Origin of the sequence: Rhodococcus shunpengi, assembly GCF_048381395.1 — a bacterium.
In the GTDB taxonomy this organism is placed as follows: domain Bacteria; phylum Actinomycetota; class Actinomycetes; order Mycobacteriales; family Mycobacteriaceae; genus Rhodococcus.
This window is the reverse complement of the sequence record NZ_JBLWIU010000012.1, coordinates 269,268-290,038: the sequence shown is the minus strand read 5'-3', so window position 1 is coordinate 290,038 and position 20,771 is coordinate 269,268. Positions and strand designations below refer to the sequence as shown.

19 protein-coding genes and 1 tRNA gene are annotated in these 20,771 nt (G+C 68.4%); 8 read left to right on the top strand and 12 right to left on the bottom strand.

What is annotated here, in order from left to right; genetic code table 11:
• Positions 1-95: 95 nt before the first annotated feature.
• Positions 96-1,388: a lipase family protein gene (locus ACNJ7K_RS06565; protein WP_120280960.1), complete on the top strand. Its 1,293-nt coding sequence runs from the start codon at positions 96-98 to the stop codon at positions 1,386-1,388.
• A 73-nt stretch (positions 1,389-1,461) separates the two neighbouring features.
• Here the strand turns inward: ACNJ7K_RS06565 and ACNJ7K_RS06560 are convergent, their stop codons facing one another.
• Together ACNJ7K_RS06560 and ACNJ7K_RS06555 are read right to left on the bottom strand one after the other, a co-directional pair.
• Entirely contained in the window at positions 1,462-3,441 is a 1,980-nt protein-coding gene (locus ACNJ7K_RS06560) for an acyl-CoA dehydrogenase family protein (RefSeq protein WP_487041379.1), read from the bottom strand.
• A gap of 355 nt (positions 3,442-3,796) precedes the next feature.
• Complete coding sequence (locus tag ACNJ7K_RS06555) at positions 3,797-4,261, bottom strand: hypothetical protein (protein WP_487041378.1); 465 nt, start codon at positions 4,259-4,261, stop codon at positions 3,797-3,799.
• 101 nt (positions 4,262-4,362) lie between these two features.
• On the opposite strand from ACNJ7K_RS06555, the gene ACNJ7K_RS06550 reads away from it, so the two are divergent.
• Positions 4,363-4,890: a peptidylprolyl isomerase gene (locus ACNJ7K_RS06550; RefSeq protein ID WP_016691095.1), complete on the top strand. Its 528-nt coding sequence runs from the start codon at positions 4,363-4,365 to the stop codon at positions 4,888-4,890.
• Positions 4,891-4,900: 10 nt separating this feature from the next.
• Entirely contained in the window at positions 4,901-5,827 is a 927-nt protein-coding gene (locus ACNJ7K_RS06545; RefSeq protein WP_059381972.1) for a rhomboid family intramembrane serine protease, read from the top strand.
• On the opposite strand, the gene ACNJ7K_RS06540 is transcribed toward ACNJ7K_RS06545, so the two are convergent.
• Both ACNJ7K_RS06540 and crgA read right to left on the bottom strand, forming a co-directional pair.
• Positions 5,812-6,270 carry a PH domain-containing protein gene (locus ACNJ7K_RS06540; protein ID WP_268654936.1) on the bottom strand — a complete coding sequence of 153 codons (459 nt, stop codon included), beginning with the start codon at positions 6,268-6,270 and terminating at the stop codon, positions 5,812-5,814. The two genes, ACNJ7K_RS06545 and ACNJ7K_RS06540, sit on opposite strands and share 16 nt — an antisense overlap.
• A gap of 107 nt (positions 6,271-6,377) precedes the next feature.
• Positions 6,378-6,641, bottom strand: a complete 264-nt coding sequence (crgA, locus tag ACNJ7K_RS06535) for a cell division protein CrgA (RefSeq protein WP_006550938.1) — start codon at positions 6,639-6,641, stop codon at positions 6,378-6,380.
• Between the two features lie 103 nt (positions 6,642-6,744).
• On the opposite strand from crgA, the gene ACNJ7K_RS06530 reads away from it, so the two are divergent.
• On the top strand, positions 6,745-7,470 hold the full coding sequence (locus tag ACNJ7K_RS06530; protein WP_159417098.1) for a DUF881 domain-containing protein: 726 nt from the start codon (positions 6,745-6,747) through the stop codon (positions 7,468-7,470).
• A gap of 114 nt (positions 7,471-7,584) precedes the next feature.
• Positions 7,585-8,247: an aminodeoxychorismate/anthranilate synthase component II gene (locus ACNJ7K_RS06525; protein ID WP_088896890.1), complete on the top strand. Its 663-nt coding sequence runs from the start codon at positions 7,585-7,587 to the stop codon at positions 8,245-8,247.
• 71 nt (positions 8,248-8,318) lie between these two features.
• On the opposite strand, the gene pknB is transcribed toward ACNJ7K_RS06525, so the two are convergent.
• The 7 genes from pknB to ACNJ7K_RS06490 form a co-directional block, all read right to left on the bottom strand.
• Complete coding sequence (gene pknB / locus ACNJ7K_RS06520) at positions 8,319-10,223, bottom strand: Stk1 family PASTA domain-containing Ser/Thr kinase (protein WP_230789416.1); 1,905 nt, start codon at positions 10,221-10,223, stop codon at positions 8,319-8,321.
• On the bottom strand, positions 10,220-11,788 hold the full coding sequence (locus ACNJ7K_RS06515; protein WP_487041377.1) for a serine/threonine-protein kinase: 1,569 nt from the start codon (positions 11,786-11,788) through the stop codon (positions 10,220-10,222). Before ACNJ7K_RS06515 ends, pknB begins: the two co-directional genes overlap by 4 nt.
• A gap of 1 nt (position 11,789) precedes the next feature.
• Positions 11,790-13,274 (bottom strand): peptidoglycan D,D-transpeptidase FtsI family protein, encoded by a 1,485-nt coding sequence (locus tag ACNJ7K_RS06510; RefSeq protein ID WP_106200896.1) that lies wholly within the window; start codon positions 13,272-13,274, stop codon positions 11,790-11,792.
• Positions 13,271-14,719: an FtsW/RodA/SpoVE family cell cycle protein gene (locus tag ACNJ7K_RS06505; protein WP_159417094.1), complete on the bottom strand. Its 1,449-nt coding sequence runs from the start codon at positions 14,717-14,719 to the stop codon at positions 13,271-13,273. The genes ACNJ7K_RS06510 and ACNJ7K_RS06505 overlap by 4 nt, the downstream gene beginning before the upstream one ends.
• Entirely contained in the window at positions 14,719-16,296 is a 1,578-nt protein-coding gene (locus ACNJ7K_RS06500; RefSeq protein WP_487041376.1) for a PP2C family protein-serine/threonine phosphatase, read from the bottom strand. Before ACNJ7K_RS06500 ends, ACNJ7K_RS06505 begins: the two co-directional genes overlap by 1 nt.
• A complete protein-coding gene (locus tag ACNJ7K_RS06495) occupies positions 16,293-16,754 on the bottom strand; it encodes an FHA domain-containing protein FhaB/FipA (protein ID WP_006550946.1) in 462 nt (153 codons plus the stop codon). The genes ACNJ7K_RS06500 and ACNJ7K_RS06495 overlap by 4 nt, the downstream gene beginning before the upstream one ends.
• A 154-nt stretch (positions 16,755-16,908) precedes the next feature.
• Positions 16,909-18,225 carry an FHA domain-containing protein gene (locus ACNJ7K_RS06490; RefSeq protein ID WP_120280969.1) on the bottom strand — a complete coding sequence of 439 codons (1,317 nt, stop codon included), beginning with the start codon at positions 18,223-18,225 and terminating at the stop codon, positions 16,909-16,911.
• Between the two features lie 202 nt (positions 18,226-18,427).
• Between ACNJ7K_RS06490 and ACNJ7K_RS06485 the strand changes: the two genes are divergently transcribed.
• Positions 18,428-18,510 (top strand) — tRNA-Leu (locus ACNJ7K_RS06485).
• A gap of 106 nt (positions 18,511-18,616) precedes the next feature.
• Here ACNJ7K_RS06485 and ACNJ7K_RS06480 read toward each other — a convergent pair.
• Complete coding sequence (locus tag ACNJ7K_RS06480; RefSeq protein WP_174246958.1) at positions 18,617-19,504, bottom strand: pentapeptide repeat-containing protein; 888 nt, start codon at positions 19,502-19,504, stop codon at positions 18,617-18,619.
• A gap of 312 nt (positions 19,505-19,816) precedes the next feature.
• On the opposite strand from ACNJ7K_RS06480, the gene ACNJ7K_RS06475 reads away from it, so the two are divergent.
• On the top strand, positions 19,817-20,458 hold the full coding sequence (locus ACNJ7K_RS06475; RefSeq protein ID WP_487041375.1) for a dihydrofolate reductase family protein: 642 nt from the start codon (positions 19,817-19,819) through the stop codon (positions 20,456-20,458).
• A gap of 46 nt (positions 20,459-20,504) precedes the next feature.
• Complete coding sequence (locus ACNJ7K_RS06470) at positions 20,505-20,711, top strand: hypothetical protein (RefSeq protein WP_006553307.1); 207 nt, start codon at positions 20,505-20,507, stop codon at positions 20,709-20,711.
• The last annotated feature ends 60 nt before the right edge of the window (positions 20,712-20,771 follow it).

The following is a 20,771-nucleotide window of genomic DNA, read 5'->3' as shown; positions in this document are numbered from 1 at the left end:
AAGTGCCGATCTTACTTTCCGGTAAGTACGTGTTACAGTCCGTACCGCCGTGACGAGGAACACACGGCTCCGGTGGATCCAGGTGGAGGAACAACATGGTGGGGCGTGCTCGGAAGTGGATGGCCGCGGCGGTGACGTCGACGGTCCTCGTGGGCGGGCTTCTCGGAACCGCGACGACAGCGGGAGCCGAAACGGACTTCTATCTCCCGCCCGAACCGCTGCCGACGGGTGCCCCCGGCGACGTCCTGCGCACGGCACCGTCCGATCTGGCGCTGCGCGCTCCGGTCGCCGACGGCGTCTTCCCCGGTCAGGGCACCACACTGCTGTACCGCAGCAACGACGCCAAGGGTGCGCCCAATGCGGTGAGCGGCACCTACATCGAGCCGTCGACGCCGTGGAGCGGTCCCGGCGACCGGCCGCTCGTCGCGCTGGCCATCGGCACCCACGGTCAGGGCGACCAGTGCGCGCCGTCGCGCAATCTCGGGGCGCTCGTCAACTACAACCCACCCCTCGACTTCTTCACCGAGTACGAGGTGCTGTCGATCAACGCGCTGCTGCTGCGCGGCATCGCCGTGGTCGTCACCGACTACGACGGTCTCGGTACACCGGGGCACCACACCTACGTGAACCGCGCCGCCGAAGCCCATGCGGTGCTCGACTCGGTGCGTGCGGCGCTGAAGCTCGAGAACGCGTCGGTGACCGAGAACAGCCCGGTCGGCCTGTTCGGTTACTCGCAGGGCGGCGGCGCGTCGGGCGCTGCGGCCGAGCTCGCTCCCGAGTACGCCCCCGAACTGAACCTCGTCGGCGCCTACGTGGGCGCTCCGCCCGCCGACCTGGTGGCCACGCTGAAGCAGATCGACGGCACGCTGCTCACCGGTGCCATCGGGTACACGATCAACGGCCTGGGCGACGCCTACCCGGAGATCCGCGACGAGATCGACGCCGAGGTCAGCGATCGAGGTCGCGAGATGCTCGCCGCGGTGGCGGACCAGTGCGTCCCGGAGACGATCGCGAACTTCGCGTTCCAGCGCACCGGCGACTACACCCGCACGGGTGAGCCCCTCGACGTCGTGCTCGACCGCCTTCCCCAGGTCCAGAAGATCCTCGCGGAGCAGCGCATCGGCAACCGCACCCCGGCCGTGCCCGTCCTGCTCCAGCACGGCACGCAGGACGACACCGTCCCCTACGGTCAGGGCCGTCAACTGGCGTTGGACTGGTGCGACAAGGGAGCGACGGTGCAGTTCCTGCCCAACACGACGCCGCCGATCCTGCCCGGCTTCATCGTCAACCACGCGGTGCCGATGATCGGCGGACTGCCCGAATCCGTCGCGTACATCGAGGCGCGACTGCGCGGTGAGCCCGCACCGTCGAACTGCGGAGCCTTCTGACGCTCCTTCGAATCCGCAATCGATCCGGCCCGCACTCCCTTCCGGGGGTGCGGGCCGGATCCGTGTGCGGGGACTACACCGAGTGGCGGGTGTCGATGATCCGGCGCGCGACGTTCGTCTCGGTCGAGGGGCCCGATTCCCAGTGGGAGATCCACGGACCGGTGCCCTCGCTCGGATCGAGCACGCCGCGCTCGAGCCACTCGTATCTGCCCTCGAGAACGCCGGCCGCAGTGTGCCGGTCCTCGGCGTCGGTGTTCGTCCACAACGCATCGAACAGTCTCTCCACACGCAATCGCGACTGCTTGCAGAAGGTATCGGCCAGTTCGAAGGCCGCGTCGGCTCCCGGATGCCCGTCCACGCGTTGCCGTTCGGCGCGCACGCACACGGCGGTCGCGGCGAACAGTTCGCCTCCGATGTCGACGATCCGGCCGAGGAAGTTCTCCCGCTTCTCGAGTCCGGCCTGCCAGCGGGCCATCCCGTAGAAGGTCGAGCGGGCGAGCTTGCGCGAGCTGCGTTCGATGTACCTCAGATGCGGTGCCAGGGAACCGAATTCGTTGTAAGTCCGCGGTAGTTGCCCCTTGCCGGCGACGAGCTTCGGGAGCCACCGGGCGTAGAACCCGCTCGCCCGCACCGCGGCCTGCGCCTTCTCCTTACCGGTCGAATCGGGGTCGGCGAGTTCGCCGGCTGCGCGCAGGTGGGCGTCGACCGCCTCGCGGGCGACGAGCAGACGCATGATCTCGCTCGACCCCTCGAAGATCCGGTTGATCCGCAGGTCGCGGACGAGTTGCTCTGCGGGAACAGCCCGTTCGCCGCGCGCCGCGAGCGACTCGGCGGTCTCGTAGCCGCGCCCGCCGCGGATCTGCACCAGCTCGTCGGCGATGAGGCATCCCATCTCGCTCGCCCACAACTTCGCCAGTGCCGCCTCGATGCGGATGTCGTTGCGCTGCTCGTCGTTCATCTGGCCCGACAGCTCCACGACGGACTCGAGTGCGTAGGTGGTCGCGGCGATGAACGAGATCTTCGCGGCGACGGCCTCGTGCTCACCGACCGGCTTGCCCCACTGCACCCGCTCCGACGACCATTCGCGAGCGATCTTCAACGCCCACTTCCCGGCACCCGAACACATCGCGGGGATGGCGAGGCGACCGGCGTTGAGCGTCGTCAACGCGATCTTCAGCCCGTCGCCCTCACGCCCGATCAGGTTCTCCTTCGGAACCCGCACCTTGTGCAGCCGGGTCACGCCGTTCTCGATGCCGCGCAGACCCATGAAGGAGTTCCGGCGTTCGACGGTGATGCCGGGCGAATCCGCTTCCACGACGAAGGCGGAGATCCCGCCGCGATGGCCCTCGCTCTTCGGTACGCGGGCCATGACGACGAGCAGTTCGGCCACCACCCCGTTGGTCGTCCACAGCTTGACGCCCTCGAGTTCGTAGGCACTGCTGTCCTCGACGGGGGTGGCGGTGGACGCGAGTCGCGCGGGGTCGGACCCGACGTCGGGTTCGGTGAGCAGGAAGGCCGAGATGGCGCCGCGCGCGCATCGCGGCAGGAAACGCTGCTTCTGCTCGGGGGTGCCGGCGAGCTTCAACGGTTCCGGCACACCGATCGACTGATGGGCCGACAACAGCGCCCCGATGCTGGGGTGCACGCAGGCGACGACCGTCAGGGCCCGGTTGTAGGCGACCTGCGACAGCCCGAGACCGCCGTACTCCTGCGGGATCTTCATGCCGAAACAGCCGAGCTCGGCCAGTTCACGGACGTATTCGTCGGGTATCCGCGCGTCGCGTTCGATGCGGCCGCCGTCCATCGAACTGCATGCCGCGCGCAAGCGCGCGAGGAACTCCTCGGTGCGGGAATCCTCGTCGGGAGTCGGTCGCGGGAAGGGGTGAACGAGGTCGAGGGTGAGCCGTCCGAGGAACAGTTCCTTCGCGAAGGACGGCTTGTTCCACTCGGATTCGCGGGCCTGCTCCGCTACTTCGCGAGCCTGCCGCTCGGTTACTTCGTGAGCCTGCCGCTCGGTGACCTGTGGGGTTCGATCATCGGCGCTGTCTGCCATGACTGCCTCCGGGTCGCGTGCCTACTGGTGAGTATGCACCCGGATGTGTCGCTTATCACAGCTTCGGACATGTCGATCATGAAGCGGTCGAGATGTGAAGGAGATCACTGACGCGGAGGTTGTCGGGGACGTGCCGGTACTCCCGGATACGCCTACGCTCGAATCGTCACCGACGACGCGCCCCGCCCGTCACTCGCCGATCCCCACCGCGGATCGGAACGGAGGTGGCCATGGAATTCCTGGCCTTCGTCCCCGTCCTGCTCACCTTCCTCGGCGCGCTCTACTTCGCGGCGTGCCTCATCGTCGACCATGAGATCCGATCCGCGGAACGAGAATTCGGCACCGCGACCGGCGATCAGGCCTCCGAGGTGTCGGTGGACTCGGGGGAGACCGGCGTCGACGCGGCCTCTCCGGTCGTCGTCGCGGCGGATTCCGCCGGCCGCACGCGCGGCGGTTCCGGAGCGATCGGCGGGTGAGCCGGACGGCGTCGCCGGTAGAACACGACCCCGCCTGCGGCCACGACGGCAACCGCGCCGGCGACGACGAGACCGACCCGCCTGCCCGTGCGCTCCGGACGCGAGGACGACTTCGCGGCACACCGCTCGGCCGCGGCACGCCGGGCCACCGAGAACAGTCCGCCCGCGACGTCCAGACCCTTGCGTGCTGCGAACAGTCCGGCCGCACTCGAGCCCTGCGCGAGCGCTACCGCGCCCTCGCCGGCCACGCGGAGAGCACCCGCGAGATTGCCGGATTCGTCGTGGCGTCGCACGAATGCCGGAAGCCACACGGCGTCGGTCTCGGCATGAATCAGCTTGCTCATGCGTCCACTCTTCCATACCGCCCGGACCTGCAGTCGTGACCGGAGAGCGTGTCCCGCGCCGCCTGTCCTGCCCGGGCAGCGGGCAATGGCACCATGGTGGGGTGACTTCACCGCATCAGACAGCAACGGCCACGCTCCACACGAACCGCGGCGACATCGCGATTGCTCTTTTCGGCAACCACGCGCCGAAGACGGTCGAGAACTTCGTCGGCCTGGCTCAGGGCACCAAGGAGTACAAGACCCAGAACGCCAAGGGCGAGACCAGCGGTCCGTTCTACGACGGCGCGGTCTTCCACCGCGTCATCGACGGCTTCATGATCCAGGGTGGCGACCCCACCGGCACCGGCCGTGGCGGTCCGGGCTACCAGTTCGGCGACGAGTTCCACCCCGAGCTGCAGTTCGACCGCGGCTACCTGCTCGCGATGGCGAACGCCGGCCCGGGCACCAACGGCTCGCAGTTCTTCATCACCGTCGGCCCGACCCCGCACCTCAACCGTCGCCACACCATCTTCGGTGAGGTCGTCGACGCCGAGTCGAAGAAGGTCGTCGACGCGATCGCGACCACCGCCACCGACCGCGCCGATCGTCCGGTCGACGACGTCGTGATCAACAGCATCACCATCTCCTGAGAGAGTTCCCATGACGAACCCCGGCTGGGGCTCCGCGGCCGAGGGTGGTGGCCCGCAGCCCCAGCCGCGGTGCGTTCGCCATCCCGACCGTCCGACCCTTCTTGCCTGCTCCCGCTGCGGCCGGCCCGCGTGCCCCGAGTGTCTGCGTCCCGCCTCGGTCGGTCAGCACTGCGTCGACTGCGTCGCCGCGGCCGAACGGTCGACACCGCAGGCCCGCACCATCGCCGGCGCACCCGTCCGCTCCGATCGGCCCTCGCCGATCGTGACGTACGTGCTCATCGCGCTGAACGTGCTCGTCTTCGGCATCACCGCCGCGCAGTCGGGCAGCGTGATGACCAACGAGCAGGGCTCGGCACTGTTCCTCGACTGGGCGCTGTGGCCGCCCATCATCGCCGCGCACGGCGAGTACATCCGGATCCTCGGCAGCGGCTTCCTGCACTTCGGCCTGCTCCACCTGGCCGTCAACATGTTCGCGCTGTGGGTGATCGGCCGCGACACCGAACTCGTGCTCGGACGCGCCCGGTACCTCTCGGTCTACCTCGTGTCGATCCTCGGTGGATCCGCCGCGGTGATGTTCATGGAGACCGGTGCGGTCACCGCCGGAGCGTCGGGAGCGGTCTTCGGTCTGCTCGGCGCGCAGGCCGTCATCCTGCTGCGCCTGCGTCGCAGCCCGGCACCCGTGCTGACCATCGTCGGCCTCAATGTGATCATCAGCATCACCATCCCGGGCATCTCCCTGTGGGGTCACCTGGGCGGTCTCGTCGCCGGTGCCGCCGCGACCGCGGCCCTGCTCTACGCCCCGCAGTATCTCGGTGCCGGCACCGACCGGGACCGCATCGTGCGCACCGGGTGGATCGCGCTGGTCGCGGTCGTCGTGGTGACGCTGGTCGCGATCGTGCTCGCCGTCGTGCGGCTACGCGATCAACTGGGCGTCTGATCGGGCGCGAGATCGCGCACCGCCAGCGCGGCGTGCACGTTCCGCGGGTCGGTGCCCAGATCCCACCGGCCGAAGATCATCAGGTTCTCCGTGCCGGTCGCGGGGTCGATCGTGTCGATCTCGAGCATCGGCACGCGCCGCCCGAAGCGCGGGTACTCGACGATCCGCACGCGGTGCAGAGCCGCGCGCGGGAACTCGCGACGACCCGTCAACCGCATCGTCGCGATCCCCGTTCCCCCCGGGAGCACTTCGAGACGCGGACGCTGTCGCAGCGCGAGCGCGACCATCACGAGGACGAGCACCGCCGCGAAACCCACCAGTACGCGACCGGCCGCGTCGGGAACCGCGACGGCGGCCGTCACGGCAAGGGCGATACCGGCGGCCGCCAACGCCGCTATCGCGGCGGGCGGCGTCGCCCACCGCGGCGGTGTCTCGTCGGGCATCTGCGTCCTCTTCCGATCCGTTCCCCGGAGACCTCTCACCGGGTTGTGCACAGTGTTATCCCCAGGTGGGGATGAATAACATCGGTGTAACCCGAGCGAGGCGGGGGTCAGCGCCAGTTCATCGTCATGATCAGACCGACCACCATGAACCCGAAACCGATCAGGAAGTTCCAGGCACCGAGATCGTTCATCCACGTGATCTGCTCGGCCGCGAGGTAGTAGACGATCAGCCACAGCAGCCCGATGACCATCAGGGCGAGCATCACCGTCACGTACAACGTGCTCGACGGCGTGCCCTTGACCTTCACCGGTGTGCGGCTCACCGTCCGGGTCGCGGAGACGTCCTTCTTGCGAACCTTCGACTTGGGCATGGTGTCCTCGTTCTCACGACTCCACCCGTCGTACACGGATGGAGTGGTCGGTCAACTACCTGTTGAGATCACGCTAACGTAAGGCCAGGATCGGAGGTACGACGTGTCGGAACGACGGCTGCGCGCGCCCGTGTGGGGTGTCGCGACCCTCGTCGTGTGCCTCGTGGCCGGTCTGCTCGTGGGCACCACCCGCGGAGTGTCCGAGGGCGACGAACTGCGCGCCGGCGACTCCCCGCGACTGTCCGATCTGGTACGTGCCGCGCAGGAGAAGGCCGACGAACTGGCGGCCACCCGAGACGATCTCACCGCGCGCATCGACGAACTACAGGACCGTGCCGCGGTGAACGACGAGGACGTCGCCGCAGTGCTCGACGACCTGTCCGCGATCGAGGACCCGGCCGGCCTCGTGGCCCGCCGCGGTCCGGGCGTGACCGTCACCCTCACCGACGCACCCCGCGACGCCAACGGGCGCTATCCGTCCGGTGCCTCACCCGACGATCTCGTCGTGCACCAGCAGGACGTGCAGAGCGTGCTCAACGCGGTGTGGGCCGGTGGTGCCGAGGCCGTGGCCATGCAGGACCAGCGGATCGTCGCGACATCGGCGCCACGCTGCATCGGTAACACGCTGCTGCTGCACGGGCGCACCTACTCGCCGCCCTACGTCGTCACCGCGCTCGGCGACCCGGCACGGCTGCAGGCCGCGCTCGACGCCGAGCCCGGTATCCGCATCTACAAGCAGTACGCGGCCCGCTATCAACTCGGATACACGCAGCAGGCGTCGGAGGATCTGTCGGTCCCCGCCTACACCGGGAGTTCGTCCGCGCGCTGAGACGTGCCCGATTCGGACACCGGGCGGGTCGCCCTCTACCGAGCACCGGGCGGGTCGCCCTCTACCGAGCACCGGGCGGGTCGCCCTGTAGCGACCACTGAGTACCCTCGTCTCATGCGCATTCTCGTCGTCGACAACTACGACAGCTTCGTCTTCAACCTGGTCCAGTATCTGGGGCAGCTCGGAACGACGGCCGACGTGTGGCGCAACGACGACGAGCGGCTCACCGCGCCGGGTGCTCTCGCGCGGGTCGCGAAGGACTACGACGGCATCCTCCTCAGCCCCGGCCCGGGTACACCCGAACGCGCCGGGGCGAGCATCGACCTGGTGAAGGCATGTGCCGACAGCAGCACTCCGCTGCTCGGTGTGTGCCTCGGCCACCAGTCCATCGGTGTCGCGTTCGGCGCGACCGTCGACCGCGCCCCCGAGCTGCTGCACGGCAAGACCAGCCTGGTCCGCCACAACGGTGCCGGTGTGCTCGCGGGCCTGCCCGATCCGTTCACCGCGACCCGCTACCACTCGCTGACCGTGCTGCCCGAGACCATGCCCGCCGAGCTCGAGCCCACCGGCCACACGGAGACCGGCATCGTCATGGCCCTGCGTCACGCCGAGCTGCCGATCCACGGTGTGCAGTTCCATCCCGAGTCGGTGCTCACCCAGGGAGGTCACCGGATGCTCGCGAACTGGCTCGCGGCCTGCGGCGAGGCTCCGGACGAGACGCTCGTCGCGCGCCTCGAGGCGCAGATGGCACGCGCGCTCGACGGCGGAGCGGCCTGACACACCCCATTTCCGACGAGAAAGGCGCCGGTCCTTCGAGGACCGGCGCCTTTCGTCGTTGATCAGCTCGCTCAGCGGATGCCGAGCACACCGACGCCCACGGTGATGGGCTGGTTCTTCGAGATCTCCGAACCCGGCGGCTGGGCCTGCGTGATCACGGTGCCGACGAGATCGACATCGAGTGTCGCCTCACGCGTCTGCTGGAGCTGGGAGGCGTTGCCCGTCCAGCCGGCGCCGCGCAGGGCAGCGAGTGCGTCCGAGACCGACCGGTTGGTGATGACGGGCATCTCGATACGGTCGCCGTTGGACACCCGCACCGTCACCGTCGACCCCTGTTCGGTGGAGGCGCCACCGGCCGGGCTCGTCGACACGACGGTGCCCTCGGTCTCGCTGGAGTCGATGTTCTCGACGACGACCTCGAAACCGGCGCCCTCGATGTTGTCGCTGGCCACCTCGACGGTCTGGCCCACGACGTTGGGGACGCGCACCAGTTCGGGGCCGGATCCCAGCGTGATGGTGATGGGGCTGTCGCGGTCGACGCTGGCTCCCGCACCCGGGTTCTGGTCGACGACGAGGTCCTCGTCGTCGGCATCCGACGGAGCGCGTCCGACGTTCGGGTCGAGCCGGAGACCGACGGCGGACAGCTCCTGGGCTGCGCGTTCCTGGGTCATGCCGTCGAGCCGCGGGATCTGCACCTGTTCCGGTCCTGTCGACACCTCGAGGGTGACCGTCGAACCCTCCTCGGCCTGGCTCCCGGGCACGGGACGGGTGTTGATGACGTTGCCGTTCGCGACGACCGGATCGCTCTTCTGCTGGATCGAGACCCGGAAGCCGGCGTTCTGCAGCTGGCTCTCGGCGAGCTCGGCGGAGATGTTGCGGACGTCGGGCACCGCGACCTGGGCGGCCGTCGAACCGGGGCCGAGCGACCACAGGAAGACGCCGACGATACCGACCACGGCGACCGCGGCGATGCCGAGCAGCACCTTCTTGAGAACCGAGCCGCTGCCGGAATCCTCGGCGGGTGCCCCGGCAGCGCCGGCGGCCGCGACACGGCTGTGCCGGCCCGTGTTGTTGTCGACGGAGTCGATCAGCGTCGTGCGGTCCTCGTCGGTCATCACCATCGGCGCACTCGGACGCTGCCCGCTCAGCACGCGGATCAGGTCGCTGCGCATCTCCGCGGCCGACTGGTAGCGGTTCGCGGGGTTCTTCGCCATCGCCTTGAGGATCACCGAGTCGAGCTCGGGCGGCACGGACGAATTCACCGACGACGGCAGCGGCGGATCCTCCCGCACGTGCTGGTAGGCCACCGCGACGGGCGAGTCGCCCTTGAAGGGGGGCTCGCCGGTGAGGATCTCGAACAGGACGCAGCCCACCGAGTACACGTCGGACCGGGCGTCGACCTGTTCACCGCGCGCCTGCTCCGGGGAGAGGTACTGCGCGGTGCCGATCACCGCGGCGGTCTGCGTCATCGGGCTCGCGGCGTCGGAGATGGCCCGGGCGATGCCGAAGTCCATGACCTTCACCGCGCCGGCCTTGTTGATCATGACGTTGGCCGGCTTCACGTCGCGGTGCACGATCATGTTGCGGTGGCTGAAGTCCAGGGCCGCGCACACATCGGCGATGATCTCCATCGCCCGCTTGGGGGTCATCGGCCCGTCGGCGCGCACGATGTCGCGCAGCGTGTCGCCCTCGACGTACTCCATGACGATGTACGGGAGCGGCCCGGCCTCGGTCTCGGCCTCACCGGTGTCGTAGACGGCGACGATCGCCGGATGATTCAGCGCAGCGGCGTTCTGCGCCTCGCGCCGGAAGCGCAGGTAGAACGTGGGGTCGCGTGCGAGATCGGCACGCAACACCTTGATGGCCACATCCCGGCCGAGCCGCAGATCCCGCGCGAGGTGCACCTCGGACATACCGCCGAAGCCGAGGATCTCACCCAGCTCGTAGCGGGAGGAGAGCTTGCGGGGTGTGGTCATGACGTTCCTTGATTGTTCGTACCGTTGCTGGTTTCGGATGAATTGTCGTCCCCTCCACCGGCGGCCTCGGGGTCGGTCTCGTCGTCGCCGTCACCCTCCGCGCCGCCCGTGCCGCCGTCGCCGCCACCCGTGTCCTCCGCTGTGGTGGTCGTCGCCGTCGTCGTGGTCGGGACCGTCGTGGTGGTGGGCGGTTGCGTCGTGGTCGGCTCGGTCGTCGGCTCCACCGTGGTCGTCGGCGGCTGCGTCGTCGTCGTGGTCGGAGGGGGTGTGAAGGTCTCCGTCTCGACGGGCGGCGGCAGCGGCACGAACGTCGTCGTGGTGGTCAGCGGCGGACGGGTCGTCGTGGTGGTCGCGCGGGTCGTGGTGAGCTGCGTCGTCGGCGACGGAGCGCGCGGGGTCTCCTCGTCGTCGCCGCCCAACAGCACGATTCCCAGAGTGACCAGGGCGAGCACGACTGCCGCACCTGCGGCCCAGGCCAGCGCTGTGGGACTCGGCGACCGTCGTCCGTCGTCGTCGGCGGGCACTCCCGCAGTCGGTGGACCTGCCACCGGCGGACGGCCGGCGGTCGGCGGCTGGGCCGAGCGGGGAACCGACGAATAGGCCGTCTGGTCGTACTGCGTCGGGTGCAGGGCACGGGTCGAGGACGTGTGGGCCGTCGTCCCGGGCACGCCGGGCGGAAGCACCCGGTTGGCGCTGGTCACCGGCGGCACGTTGCCGGGCGGGGGCACGGGCCGTCCGGACCGCACCGCAGCGACGGCGTTGGCGAACTCGCCGCCGTTCGAATAGCGGTAGGCGGGGTCCTTCGACATCGCGATCTCGATGAGTTCGCGCACCTCGGGCGGAAGATCCGTCGGCAGCGGCGCCGGGGTCTCCTGGACGTGCTTCATCGCGACCGTCACGACGCTGTCGCCGAGGAACGGACGTCGGCCCGACAGCACCTCGTAGCCGACGACGGCCAGCGAGTACACATCGCTCGCGGACGTCGCCTCCTGGCCCAGTGCCTGCTCGGGAGCGATGTACTGCGCGGTGCCCATCACCATGCCGGTGCGGGTGACCGGGGAGGCGTCGACCGCCTTCGCGATACCGAAGTCGGTGATCTTCACCTGGCCCGTCGGGGTGATGAGGATGTTGCCCGGCTTGACGTCGCGGTGCACCACGCCGGCGTTGTGGGCGGCCTGCAAGGCGCGTCCGGTCTGCTCGAGCATGTCGAGCGCATGCGGCAGCGACAGGCGTCCGAGCCGCGACAGGACGGCGTTGAGCGGTTCGCCGTGGACGAGTTCCATCACGAGATAGGCGATGGACTGGCCTTCGGCGTCGGTGGTCTCGCCGTAGTCGAACACCCCGGCGATGCCGGGATGGTTGAGCTGGGCGGTGGTGCGGGCCTCGAAGCGAAACCGGGCGAGGAAGTCCTCGTCGCCGGACAACTCGGCCTTGAGGACCTTCACCGCGACCCGCCGGTCGAGCCGGGTGTCGAGTCCTTCCCACACCTGACCCATTCCGCCGGTCGCGATGAGTCGCTGGAGACGGTAACGGTCGGCGATCATGGCGCCGCTGCTCAGAGCCATGTCAGCCTCCCTGTAATCCGGCCGAGATGACGGCCCGTCCGATCGGGGCGGCCACCGAGCCGCCGGTCGCGGCGAGAGCTCGGTCGCCGCCGTCCTCCACGATCACCGCGACGGCGATGCGGGGTTGTTGTGCAGGTGCGAATGCGATGTACCAGGTGTGCGGCGGGGTGTTCCGCGGATCGTTGCCGTGTTCCGCGGTGCCCGTCTTCGACGCGATCTGCACGCCCTGGATGGCACCGCCACCGCCGGCATTGTTCTCGGCACCGATCATCAGGTCGGTGAGGGTCGCCGAGACCTCCGGCGAGATCGCCTGGCCCAGCGATTCGGGCTTGGTCTCCTCGAGCACCGTCAGGTCGGGTCCCTGCCGACGGTCGACGAGATACGGCTTCATGCGCACCCCGCCGTTTGCGATGGTCGCGGCGATCGACGCGTTCTGCAACGGAGTGAGGGCCACATCACGCTGGCCGATGCTCGACTGGCCGAGTGCCGCGCCGTCCGGGATGGGCCCGACGGTGCTCGCCGCGACGGGCAGCGGCACGTCGAGGGTCTCGCCGATGCCGAGCTTCTCGGCCTGCGAGACCAGGGCCTCGCGTCCGTCGTCGATGCCCATCTCGACGAAGGCCGTGTTGCACGACCGCGCGAAGGCCTCCCGCAGCGTCACCGTCGGTGCGTCGCCGCACGCCGCTCCGCCGTAGTTCTCGAGGGTCGTCGCGGTGTCGGGCAGGGTGATCTGCGGTGCCGCGGTGAACTGCGTGTCGGGGGTGACGCCGTTCTCGAGCGCCGCCGCCGTCACGACGACCTTGAAGGTCGAGCCCGGAGGGTAGGTCTGGGAGATCGCACGGTTGAGCATCGGCTTCTCGGGATCGGCGTTGAGCTCGTCCCAGGCCTGTGAGGTCGCGGCACCGTCGTGTCCCGACAACCGGTTGGGGTCGTAGCTCGGAGTGCTCACCATCCCGAGGATCCTGCCGGTGCTCGGTTCGATCGCGACCACCGAGCCCGTGTAACCCTTCGAGGTCAGCTCGTCGTAGGCCACCTGCTGAACGACCGGATCGATCGTGGACACGACGTTTCCGCCGCGCGGGTTGCGGCCCGACACCAGGTCGAACAGGCGACGTCCGAACAGCAGGTTGTCGGAACCGTTGAGCAGCGAATCCTCGGACCGCTCGAGTCCGGTGCTGCCGTACTGCATCGAGTAGAAACCGGTCACCGGCGCGTAGGCCAGCGGGCTCATCGGCTGGGTCGGCGGCGCCGGGTATTCGCGCAGGTACTTGTAGCGGCTGTCGGTGGGCACCGACACCGCGAGAGCCTGACCGGCCGCGACGATCTGTCCGCGCTGACGGGAGTACTCGTCGATCAGCACACGCGAGTTGCGCGGATCGGTGCGGAGATCGTCGGCCTTGATGACCTGCACGTAGGTGGCGTTTGCGAGCAGCGCGACGACCATGAACATCACGGCCATCGCGACCTTGCGGAGCGGACCGTTCATTCGCGCCCCATCATTTCCGTCTTGGCCTCGGCGATCGGCGTGGGCGCCTTCTTACGGGGGATCGCGGGTTGGCGGGCAGCGTGCGAGATCTTCATCAACAGAGCCAGGAGCAGATAGTTTGCGAGCAGCGACGAACCACCGTAGGACACGAACGGTGTGGTCAGGCCGGTCAGGGGGATCAACTTCGTGACACCGCCGACCACCACGAACAGCTGGACGGCGAGGGTGAACGACAGGCCGGCGGCGAGCAGCTTGCCGAAGCTGTCGCGCACCGCCAGCGCCGTGCGCATGCCGCGGACGACGAGGATCAGGAACAACAGCAGGATGGCGGCCAGACCGATCAGGCCGAGTTCCTCACCGATCGCGGCGACGATGAAGTCGGTCTTCGCGAACGGCACCTGCCCCGGCCGTCCGCTGCCCAGGCCGGTGCCGGCGACTCCGCCGGTCGCGAGACCGAACAGCGACTGGGAGATCTGGTAGCCGGTGTTGTTGTAGTCGGCGAGTGGATCGAGCCAGGTCTCCACACGCACCCGCACGTGACCGAACATCTGGTACGCCGCGTAGAAACCGACGGCGAGCAGCGAGAATCCGATGATCAGCCAGCCGACGCGTTCGGTCGCGATGTAGAGCATCACCAGCACGGTGGTGAACAGCAGCAGCGACGTGCCGAGGTCCTTCTCGAAGACCATCACACCGATCGAGATGATCCAGGCCGCCAGGATCGGGCCGAGATCGCGGGCACGGGGGAAATCCATCCCCAGGAAGTGCTTGCCCGCGGTGGTGAACAGATCGCGTTTCGCCACGAGGACCGATGCGAAGAAGATGATCAGCAGGATCTTCGCGAACTCACCGGGCTGGATGCTGAAACCGGGCAGCCGGATCCAGATCTTGGCGCCGTTGACCTCGGAGAACCTGCTCGGCAGCAGGGCCGGGATCGCGAGTGCGATGAGGCCGATGAGACCGAGCGTGTAGCTGAACCGCGCGAGCAGGCGGTAGTCGTGCAGGAACACGAGCACGACGATGAACAGCGCAATGCCGAGCGCCGTCCACAGCACCTGCTGCGTCGCATCGGGCGACGGCGGCGGCAGGCCCATGTAGCGGGCGTTCTCCTGATCGGACAGGTCGAGCCGGTGGATGAGCACGAGTCCGAGACCGTTGAGCAGCGCGACGATCGGCAACAGCAGGGGATCGGCGTACTTCGCGAAGCGCCGGACCGCGAGATGCGCGGCGAGGAACAGCGCCGCGAAGGTCGCCCCGTACTTGAGCAGGTCGAGGGTCAGCGCCTGCTCCATCGAGACCTCGACGAGCATGAGCGACACGGTCGTGACACCGATGGCCGCGATGATCAGAGCCAATTCGGTGTTGCGCCGGGTCGACTGGACGGGAGCCGGGGCGAAACCTCCCGGAGGGCTCGGGAAGGCCCCCACACCATGGGACACCGACATCAGGCGCCCACCCTGCAGTTCTGACCGGGGATCTGGGGCGCGGGCTCGGGAGCCGGCTCCATGTTCGGAGCGGGTTCGCCGGGAGTCGGCTCGCCGGGAGTCGGCTCGCCGGGCTGTGGCTCACCGGGCTGGGGTTCACCGGGGAGCGGTTCGCCGGGCTGGGAGGCCGGTGCCGGTTCGCCCGGCTGCGGCTCACCGGGCGCCGGGGGCTGCACCGCGGGTGTCTCGGTGGGCTGGGTGCCGTTCGGTCCGGGAGCCGGCGTCGGCTCTCCCGGACCGGGGGCCGGTGTGCCGGGCGTGGGCTCGGGTTCCTCCGGGGTGCACACCGGCAGCAGGTCCAGTTCGGCGAGCCGCTGCATCTGTTCGCGGGTGTCGTCGAGCGACCCCGACGGAAGACCGGCACGAACCTGTTCGCGGGCGGCGGGCCACAGATCGTCGACGAGCATCACCCGGCACGACGCGCTGGCGGGGTCGACGAGCGTGAGGTCGCCCTCGTCGGTGATGCACCCGACGCGCGCGGGCTCCTGCAGGGAATAGCCGAAGACGTCGCCGGGGATGCCGCGCAGCACGGTCACACGACCGTCGTCGGCGCCGACGTAGTAGTTGTTGCGGATCAACTGACGGCCGACGAACAGACCGCCGACCAGCACTGCGATCACCACTATGGCGGCGACGGGCCACCACAGGCGGCTGCGCTTCTTCTTCGGCTCGGGCTCCGGAGCCTTGTTGATGACCCGCTTGGGGGTGGCGCGCGGCGGTCGCATCGCAGCGGCGCGACCCGCTGCGGTATTCGGCGGGGGAGTGTCCTCGTCGTCGTCCGCCGATGCCGCACCGGCAACGATGGGATGCGACTGGCCGTAGTCGAGATCGATCACGTCGGCGACGACGACAGTGACGTTGTCGGGACCGCCGCTGCGCAGTGCCAGCTCGATGAGCCGGTCGGCGCACTCGTCGTGCGTGCCCTGCCGCATGGTGTCGGCGATCGTCTCGTCGCTGACGACGTCGGACAGGCCGTCGGAGCACACGAGATAACGGTCGCCGGCGCGGGCCTCGCGCACGGTGAGCGTCGGTTCGACCTCGCTGCCCGTCAGCGCGCGCATGATCAACGACCGCTGCGGGTGCGTGTGCGCCTGCTCGGGGGTGATGCGGCCCTCGTCGACGAGCGACTGCACAAAGGTGTCGTCGCGGGTGATCTGGGTGAGCTGACCGTCGCGCAGAAGGTAGGCGCGGGAGTCGCCGATGTGCGCGAGGCCGAGCTTGCTACCGGCGAACAGGATGGCCGTGAGCGTCGTGCCCATACCGTCGAGTTCGGGCTCCTCCTCCACCTGGTCGGCGATCGAGGCGTTGCCTTCGCGGACGGCCGCGGCGAGCTTGCCGAGAAGGTCGCCGCCCGGCTCGTCGTCGTCGAGGTGGGCGAGCGCCGCGATCATCAGTTGCGAGGCGACCTCGCCGGCTGCGTGGCCGCCCATGCCGTCGGCGAGGGCGAGCAGGCGGGCACCGGCGTAGACGGAGTCCTCGTTGTTGGAGCGCACGAGGCCGCGGTCGCTGCGGGCGGCATATCGGAGTACGAGGGTCACGGGCGGAGCTCGATCACGGTCTTGCCCACCCGGACCGGGGTTCCGAGCGGGACACGGACAGCGGTGGTGACCTTCGCGCGGTCGAGATACGTGCCGTTCGTCGACCCCAGGTCTTCGACGTACCAGTCGGAACCTCGCGGCGACAGGCGTGCGTGGCGCGTGGACGCGTAGTCGTCGGTCAGCACGAGTGTGGAGTCGTCGGCACGGCCGATGAGAACCGGTTGGGTGCCGAGCGTGATCCTCGTGCCGGCCAGCGCGCCCTGCGTGACCACCAGATACTTGGCGGTCTTGTTACGGCTCAGCGTCGGCAGCACCGACTGCTTGGGGGAGTAACGCGGGAGCGGTCGCGCGGCACCGGCGTAGATGTCGGACCGGAGCGTGCGCAACACCGCCCATACGAACAACCACAGCAGGAGGAGGAATCCCGCTCGGGTCAGCTGCAGAATCAGCCCCTGCACGGTGCATCCTCCTTCGGGGTAGTCGACCGGTCGTGTTCCTGGTCGTGCGGTCACTCACAATACGGACACCGGACGACTCCATGCAGCGTCCGACGCGCTGTCACACGCGTCGGACGGTATGAACGGGTCCGGTCGGTCCTTCGATACCGGCTGATCAGAGGATGCGCACGAGGATTTCGGAATGCCCGGCGCGAATCACGTCACCATCGGCGAGCTGCCAGTCCTGCACCGAGGCGCCGTTGACCGTCGTGCCGTTCGTCGACCCGAGATCGGAGAGCATCGCGACCTGGCCGTCCCAGCGGATGTCGATGTGGCGACGCGAGACGCCGGTGTCGGGCAGGCGGAACTGTGCGTCCTGGCCGCGGCCGATGATGTTGCTGCCCTCTCGGAGCTGGTAGTAGCGACCGCTGCCGTCCTCGAGCTGGAGCGTCGCGGTCAGCACCCGACCGGCAGTCGGAGACTGGTAGCCGCCCTGCTGGTAGCCCTGATCGTAACCGGGAGCCGCGGCGGCGTAACCCTGGTCGTAGCCGCCCTGCTGCGCGCCGTACTGCTGGTCGTAACCCGGCTGTGCGTAGCTCTGCTGACCGTAGGCCTGCTGATCGTAGCCGCCCTGCTGGTAACCCTGGTCCTGGTAACCCTGGTCGTAACCGGGCTGCGCGTAACCCTGCTGGCCGTACGCCTGCTGGTCGTAGCCACCCTGCTGCGGATAGTCGTGGCCGTAGTCCTGGCTGTACGCCTGCGGCTGGGCGCCCTGGGCACCGTAGGCCTGCTGGTCGTAACCGCTCTGGTCGTAGCCGCCCTGTTGGTAGTCCTGCTCGCTGTAGGCCTGGCCGTACGCCTGCTGGTCGTAACCACCCTGCTGGTCGTAGCCGCCCTGAGCCTGGTCGTAGCCGGCGTTGCCGTAGCCCTGGTTGTAGCGCTGCTCCTGGCCGACGTGCGCGTGACCGTTGCGTGCGTACTGCGGTTCCGCCTCGGCGGGGTCACGGCTGGGGTCGTAGCCGGGGTTCTGCGTCATTGGGCCAGCTCCTGGTTCAGAGGTCACGGGTGGGCGGTTCTGTGGGTTCCGCGGTGACGGAGCACGCGTCGCTGAGCGCCCCGCATCGGGATCTACCGAGCCGCGAGTCCGGAACTGCCCGGTGTGCAGTGCCGACGACGACTCGAAGACGACTTGGATCTCACCGTATGTCTGCCATCCCTGTTCTCGGATGAAGTCCTCAAGGTGACGGGAGAATGCCTTCACAGTCAAGTCCCGATCCGCTGCGAGGGCGTCGTGATCGGTTTCGCTGATCGTGATGACGTAGTGATTGGGGGCGAGCATGTGGCCCCGATCGAGCTGTTGGACGCCGTCCGTTGCCTCCTGCTGCAGCGCCGCCTCGACTTCCTGGGGCACGACGCCGCCCCCGAACACGCGGGCGAAAGCGTCGCCGATCGCGGCCTGGAGTTTGCGCTCGAAGCGCTGGGCAATACCCATGGCGACCCCCTTTCCGTACTCAGCGTGTCGCAATGCAGATCTCGTCACTGCATGGTATCCACTTTTCCCCGGATTCGACCCTGCGGTATTCGGCACGTCTCCGACGGATGTGCTCGGCACTCGAACCGGCGGCGCTGGCAGCCCGCTGACCAGGCGAATAGTTGTTTGACTCCGGTGTGTGTTACTGTTTTCGGCGTTGCTCGGGCGAGTGGCGGAATGGCAGACGCGCTGGCTTCAGGTGCCAGTGTCCTTCGGGACGTGGGGGTTCAAGTCCCCCTTCGCCCACAGTGTGCAGTTCCACGAACTGTGACGGACGAGGTCACGAACTCTTCGGAGATCGTGACCTCGTCCTTTTCGTCGTGGTCTTCCGGGCTGTCGGCCCTCCGGCCGGTCAGTCGCTCGGGTGCCGATCCGCGGTGAGGTCGACACGGATCTGTGGTACGGGCACGCTCGTGGGTACTCGGGTCCGTCGATTGCCGTGCGCGGCGGCGAGTTGTGGCCCGGTGAGATACAGGGCGAGGGACAGATCGGCGTCCTCCACCCACGCACCGCGCAGGTCCGCGCCGAGCAGATCGACGCCGGCGAGGTCGCATCCCCTGAGGTCGGCGCCGATCAGTACCGCGCCCCGCAGGTCGGCGCCGCACAATCGGTGGGCACGTAGATCGGTTCCGGCGAGATCGGCGCCCGGGACCAGGTCCGGATGTATCCGCTCGTCGTCGGCGAAGTACGAAGCCCGTACCTCCGCGCTGACCTCCATGAGGACCGGTCGAACGCGGGCGCGTATCTCGGCAATGTCGAGGGATTCGAGTTCGCCCACGCTCCGGCGGGTCAGGGATACAAGGGATGCGACGAGTTCCCGCGCGGTGTCCGCGGTTTCCGGATCGTAGGTGCGTTCCTGGGCCTCGAGCAGATGCCACATCATCTCGTGCAGCTCTTTCACGACGGCGAATGCCGAGAACATCCGGTCGCAGGTCTCGGATCGATCCTGCCGGCTCACACCGGCGAACAACCGCTGGGAGACGGCCTGGCCGGCACCGAAACAGTCGAAGACCGTGCAGCCGCGGAAGCCGCGGGACGGCAGCGTCTCATGGATGGTGCACGAGAAGCGCGCGTCGAGATGTCGGCACGGTGACCCGGCGAGCTTGTCCTCGGCGAAGTCCGAAGACCTCGTGAATCCGAAAGCCGTGCAACACAGTGCGAAGCAACGGCTGCAATCGCCCCGAAGGTCGGATCGGTGAACGATCGGTGATGGGGACGAGTGACGTGATGGGGTGAGCATGTGAACTCCGAGAGTCGATTCCGATGCATGAAGGACTGCACGACGGGATCGGGGAACCCTGGCCCGGGTTCCCTCTCGGGGCACACGGAATCACCGCCGCCTGCAGACGCGGTTCGCGGACGGCGCGGAACATCTGTCTCACGGATACACGGTGCTGATCACTGGACACGAAAATACCAGCAGGCACGCGCGGTGTCAGCAGGCCGGACGGCTGTCCCGAGGCTCTCCGTGAGCCGAGCACGGTGCGATGAGTTCGCACGGCTCGCGAGGTCTTCCTCTTCGTACCGGTCGATCGGATGTGAGGAGAAGAGAGTGGGTCAGTTGCTGCGCGTACAGAACTTTTCGGTGTCGAGCGACGGCATCGGTGCGAGGGAGGACCAGAGCTTCGAGAGTCCCTTCGGCCTGGATCCGGGTCCGATGTTCGAGTGGGCCGGTGCCACGGCGAGTTGGCACCTGCGCACCGAACCCGGCGGGAGCCGCGGGCTCGACGACTACTTCATCCGGGACTTCTCCTGCACTATCGGTGCGGAGATCATGGGACGCAACAAGTTCGGTCCTCAGCGGGGTCCGTGGCAGGACCACGAATGGCAGGGCTGGTGGGGTGACGAACCGCCGTTCCATACCCCCGTGTTCGTTCTGACCCACCACGAACGTCCGTCCTTCGCACTCTCCGACACCACCTTCCATTTCGTGAACGGTGAACCGGCCGCGGTGCTCGAACAGGCTCGCGCCGCCGCGGAGGGCAAGGACGTCCGACTCGGAGGTGGCGTCTCCACCATCCGCGAGTTCCTCGACGCCGATCTGGTCGACACCATGCACGTCGTGGTGGCGCCGGTGCGGTACGGCACCGGTCTGAAGCTCTGGGACTCCCCGGACGAGCTACGGGACCGTTTCCACCTCGAGGTCGTGCCCAGCGCGAGCGGGGTGGTCCATCACCTGTTCTGGAGGAAGTGAACACCGGCGACCGGCGCATAATGGGGGATGGGGGTAGGAGGTCGTCATGCGTGCTCTGAGTGGCCTACTGGATGTCGTGCTCGGACTTCTCACCGCCCTGCTCGGCACCGTCCTGGGGATCGTCGCCGCGGTGGTGATGCTCCTGGGCGCGGTGTTGTGCGTGACGATCCTGCTGATTCCGCTGGGCATCCCCGTCATCCGGCTCTCCCGCCGTCTGTTCACCCTCGCAGGGAAGATGATGCACGTGCCCTGAGCTTCGCAGGGAGCTCGTGGTGCGGCGTGCGACCCGGGCGCCGTGGATGTCGCTCCCGCC

Excerpts from the sequence above, each read along its gene's own strand:
- ACNJ7K_RS06480 (WP_174246958.1), bottom strand. The coding sequence starts at position 19,504 with ATGCTCACCCCATCACGTCACTCGTCCCCATCACCGATCGTTCACCGA.
- pknB (WP_230789416.1), bottom strand. The coding sequence starts at position 10,223 with ATGACCACACCCCGCAAGCTCTCCTCCCGCTACGAGCTGGGTGAGATC.
- ACNJ7K_RS06510 (WP_106200896.1), bottom strand. The coding sequence starts at position 13,274 with ATGAACGGTCCGCTCCGCAAGGTCGCGATGGCCGTGATGTTCATGGTC.
- ACNJ7K_RS06505 (WP_159417094.1), bottom strand. The coding sequence starts at position 14,719 with ATGTCGGTGTCCCATGGTGTGGGGGCCTTCCCGAGCCCTCCGGGAGGT.
- ACNJ7K_RS06560 (WP_487041379.1), bottom strand. The coding sequence starts at position 3,441 with ATGGCAGACAGCGCCGATGATCGAACCCCACAGGTCACCGAGCGGCAG.
- ACNJ7K_RS06555 (WP_487041378.1), bottom strand. The coding sequence starts at position 4,261 with ATGAGCAAGCTGATTCATGCCGAGACCGACGCCGTGTGGCTTCCGGCA.
- ACNJ7K_RS06545 (WP_059381972.1), top strand. The coding sequence starts at position 4,901 with ATGACGAACCCCGGCTGGGGCTCCGCGGCCGAGGGTGGTGGCCCGCAG.
- ACNJ7K_RS06525 (WP_088896890.1), top strand. The coding sequence starts at position 7,585 with ATGCGCATTCTCGTCGTCGACAACTACGACAGCTTCGTCTTCAACCTG.
- crgA (WP_006550938.1), bottom strand. The coding sequence starts at position 6,641 with ATGCCCAAGTCGAAGGTTCGCAAGAAGGACGTCTCCGCGACCCGGACG.
- ACNJ7K_RS06540 (WP_268654936.1), bottom strand. The coding sequence starts at position 6,270 with ATGCCCGACGAGACACCGCCGCGGTGGGCGACGCCGCCCGCCGCGATA.
- ACNJ7K_RS06470 (WP_006553307.1), top strand. The coding sequence starts at position 20,505 with ATGCGTGCTCTGAGTGGCCTACTGGATGTCGTGCTCGGACTTCTCACC.
- ACNJ7K_RS06515 (WP_487041377.1), bottom strand. The coding sequence starts at position 11,788 with ATGGCTCTGAGCAGCGGCGCCATGATCGCCGACCGTTACCGTCTCCAG.
- ACNJ7K_RS06565 (WP_120280960.1), top strand. The coding sequence starts at position 96 with ATGGTGGGGCGTGCTCGGAAGTGGATGGCCGCGGCGGTGACGTCGACG.
- ACNJ7K_RS06490 (WP_120280969.1), bottom strand. The coding sequence starts at position 18,225 with ATGGGTATTGCCCAGCGCTTCGAGCGCAAACTCCAGGCCGCGATCGGC.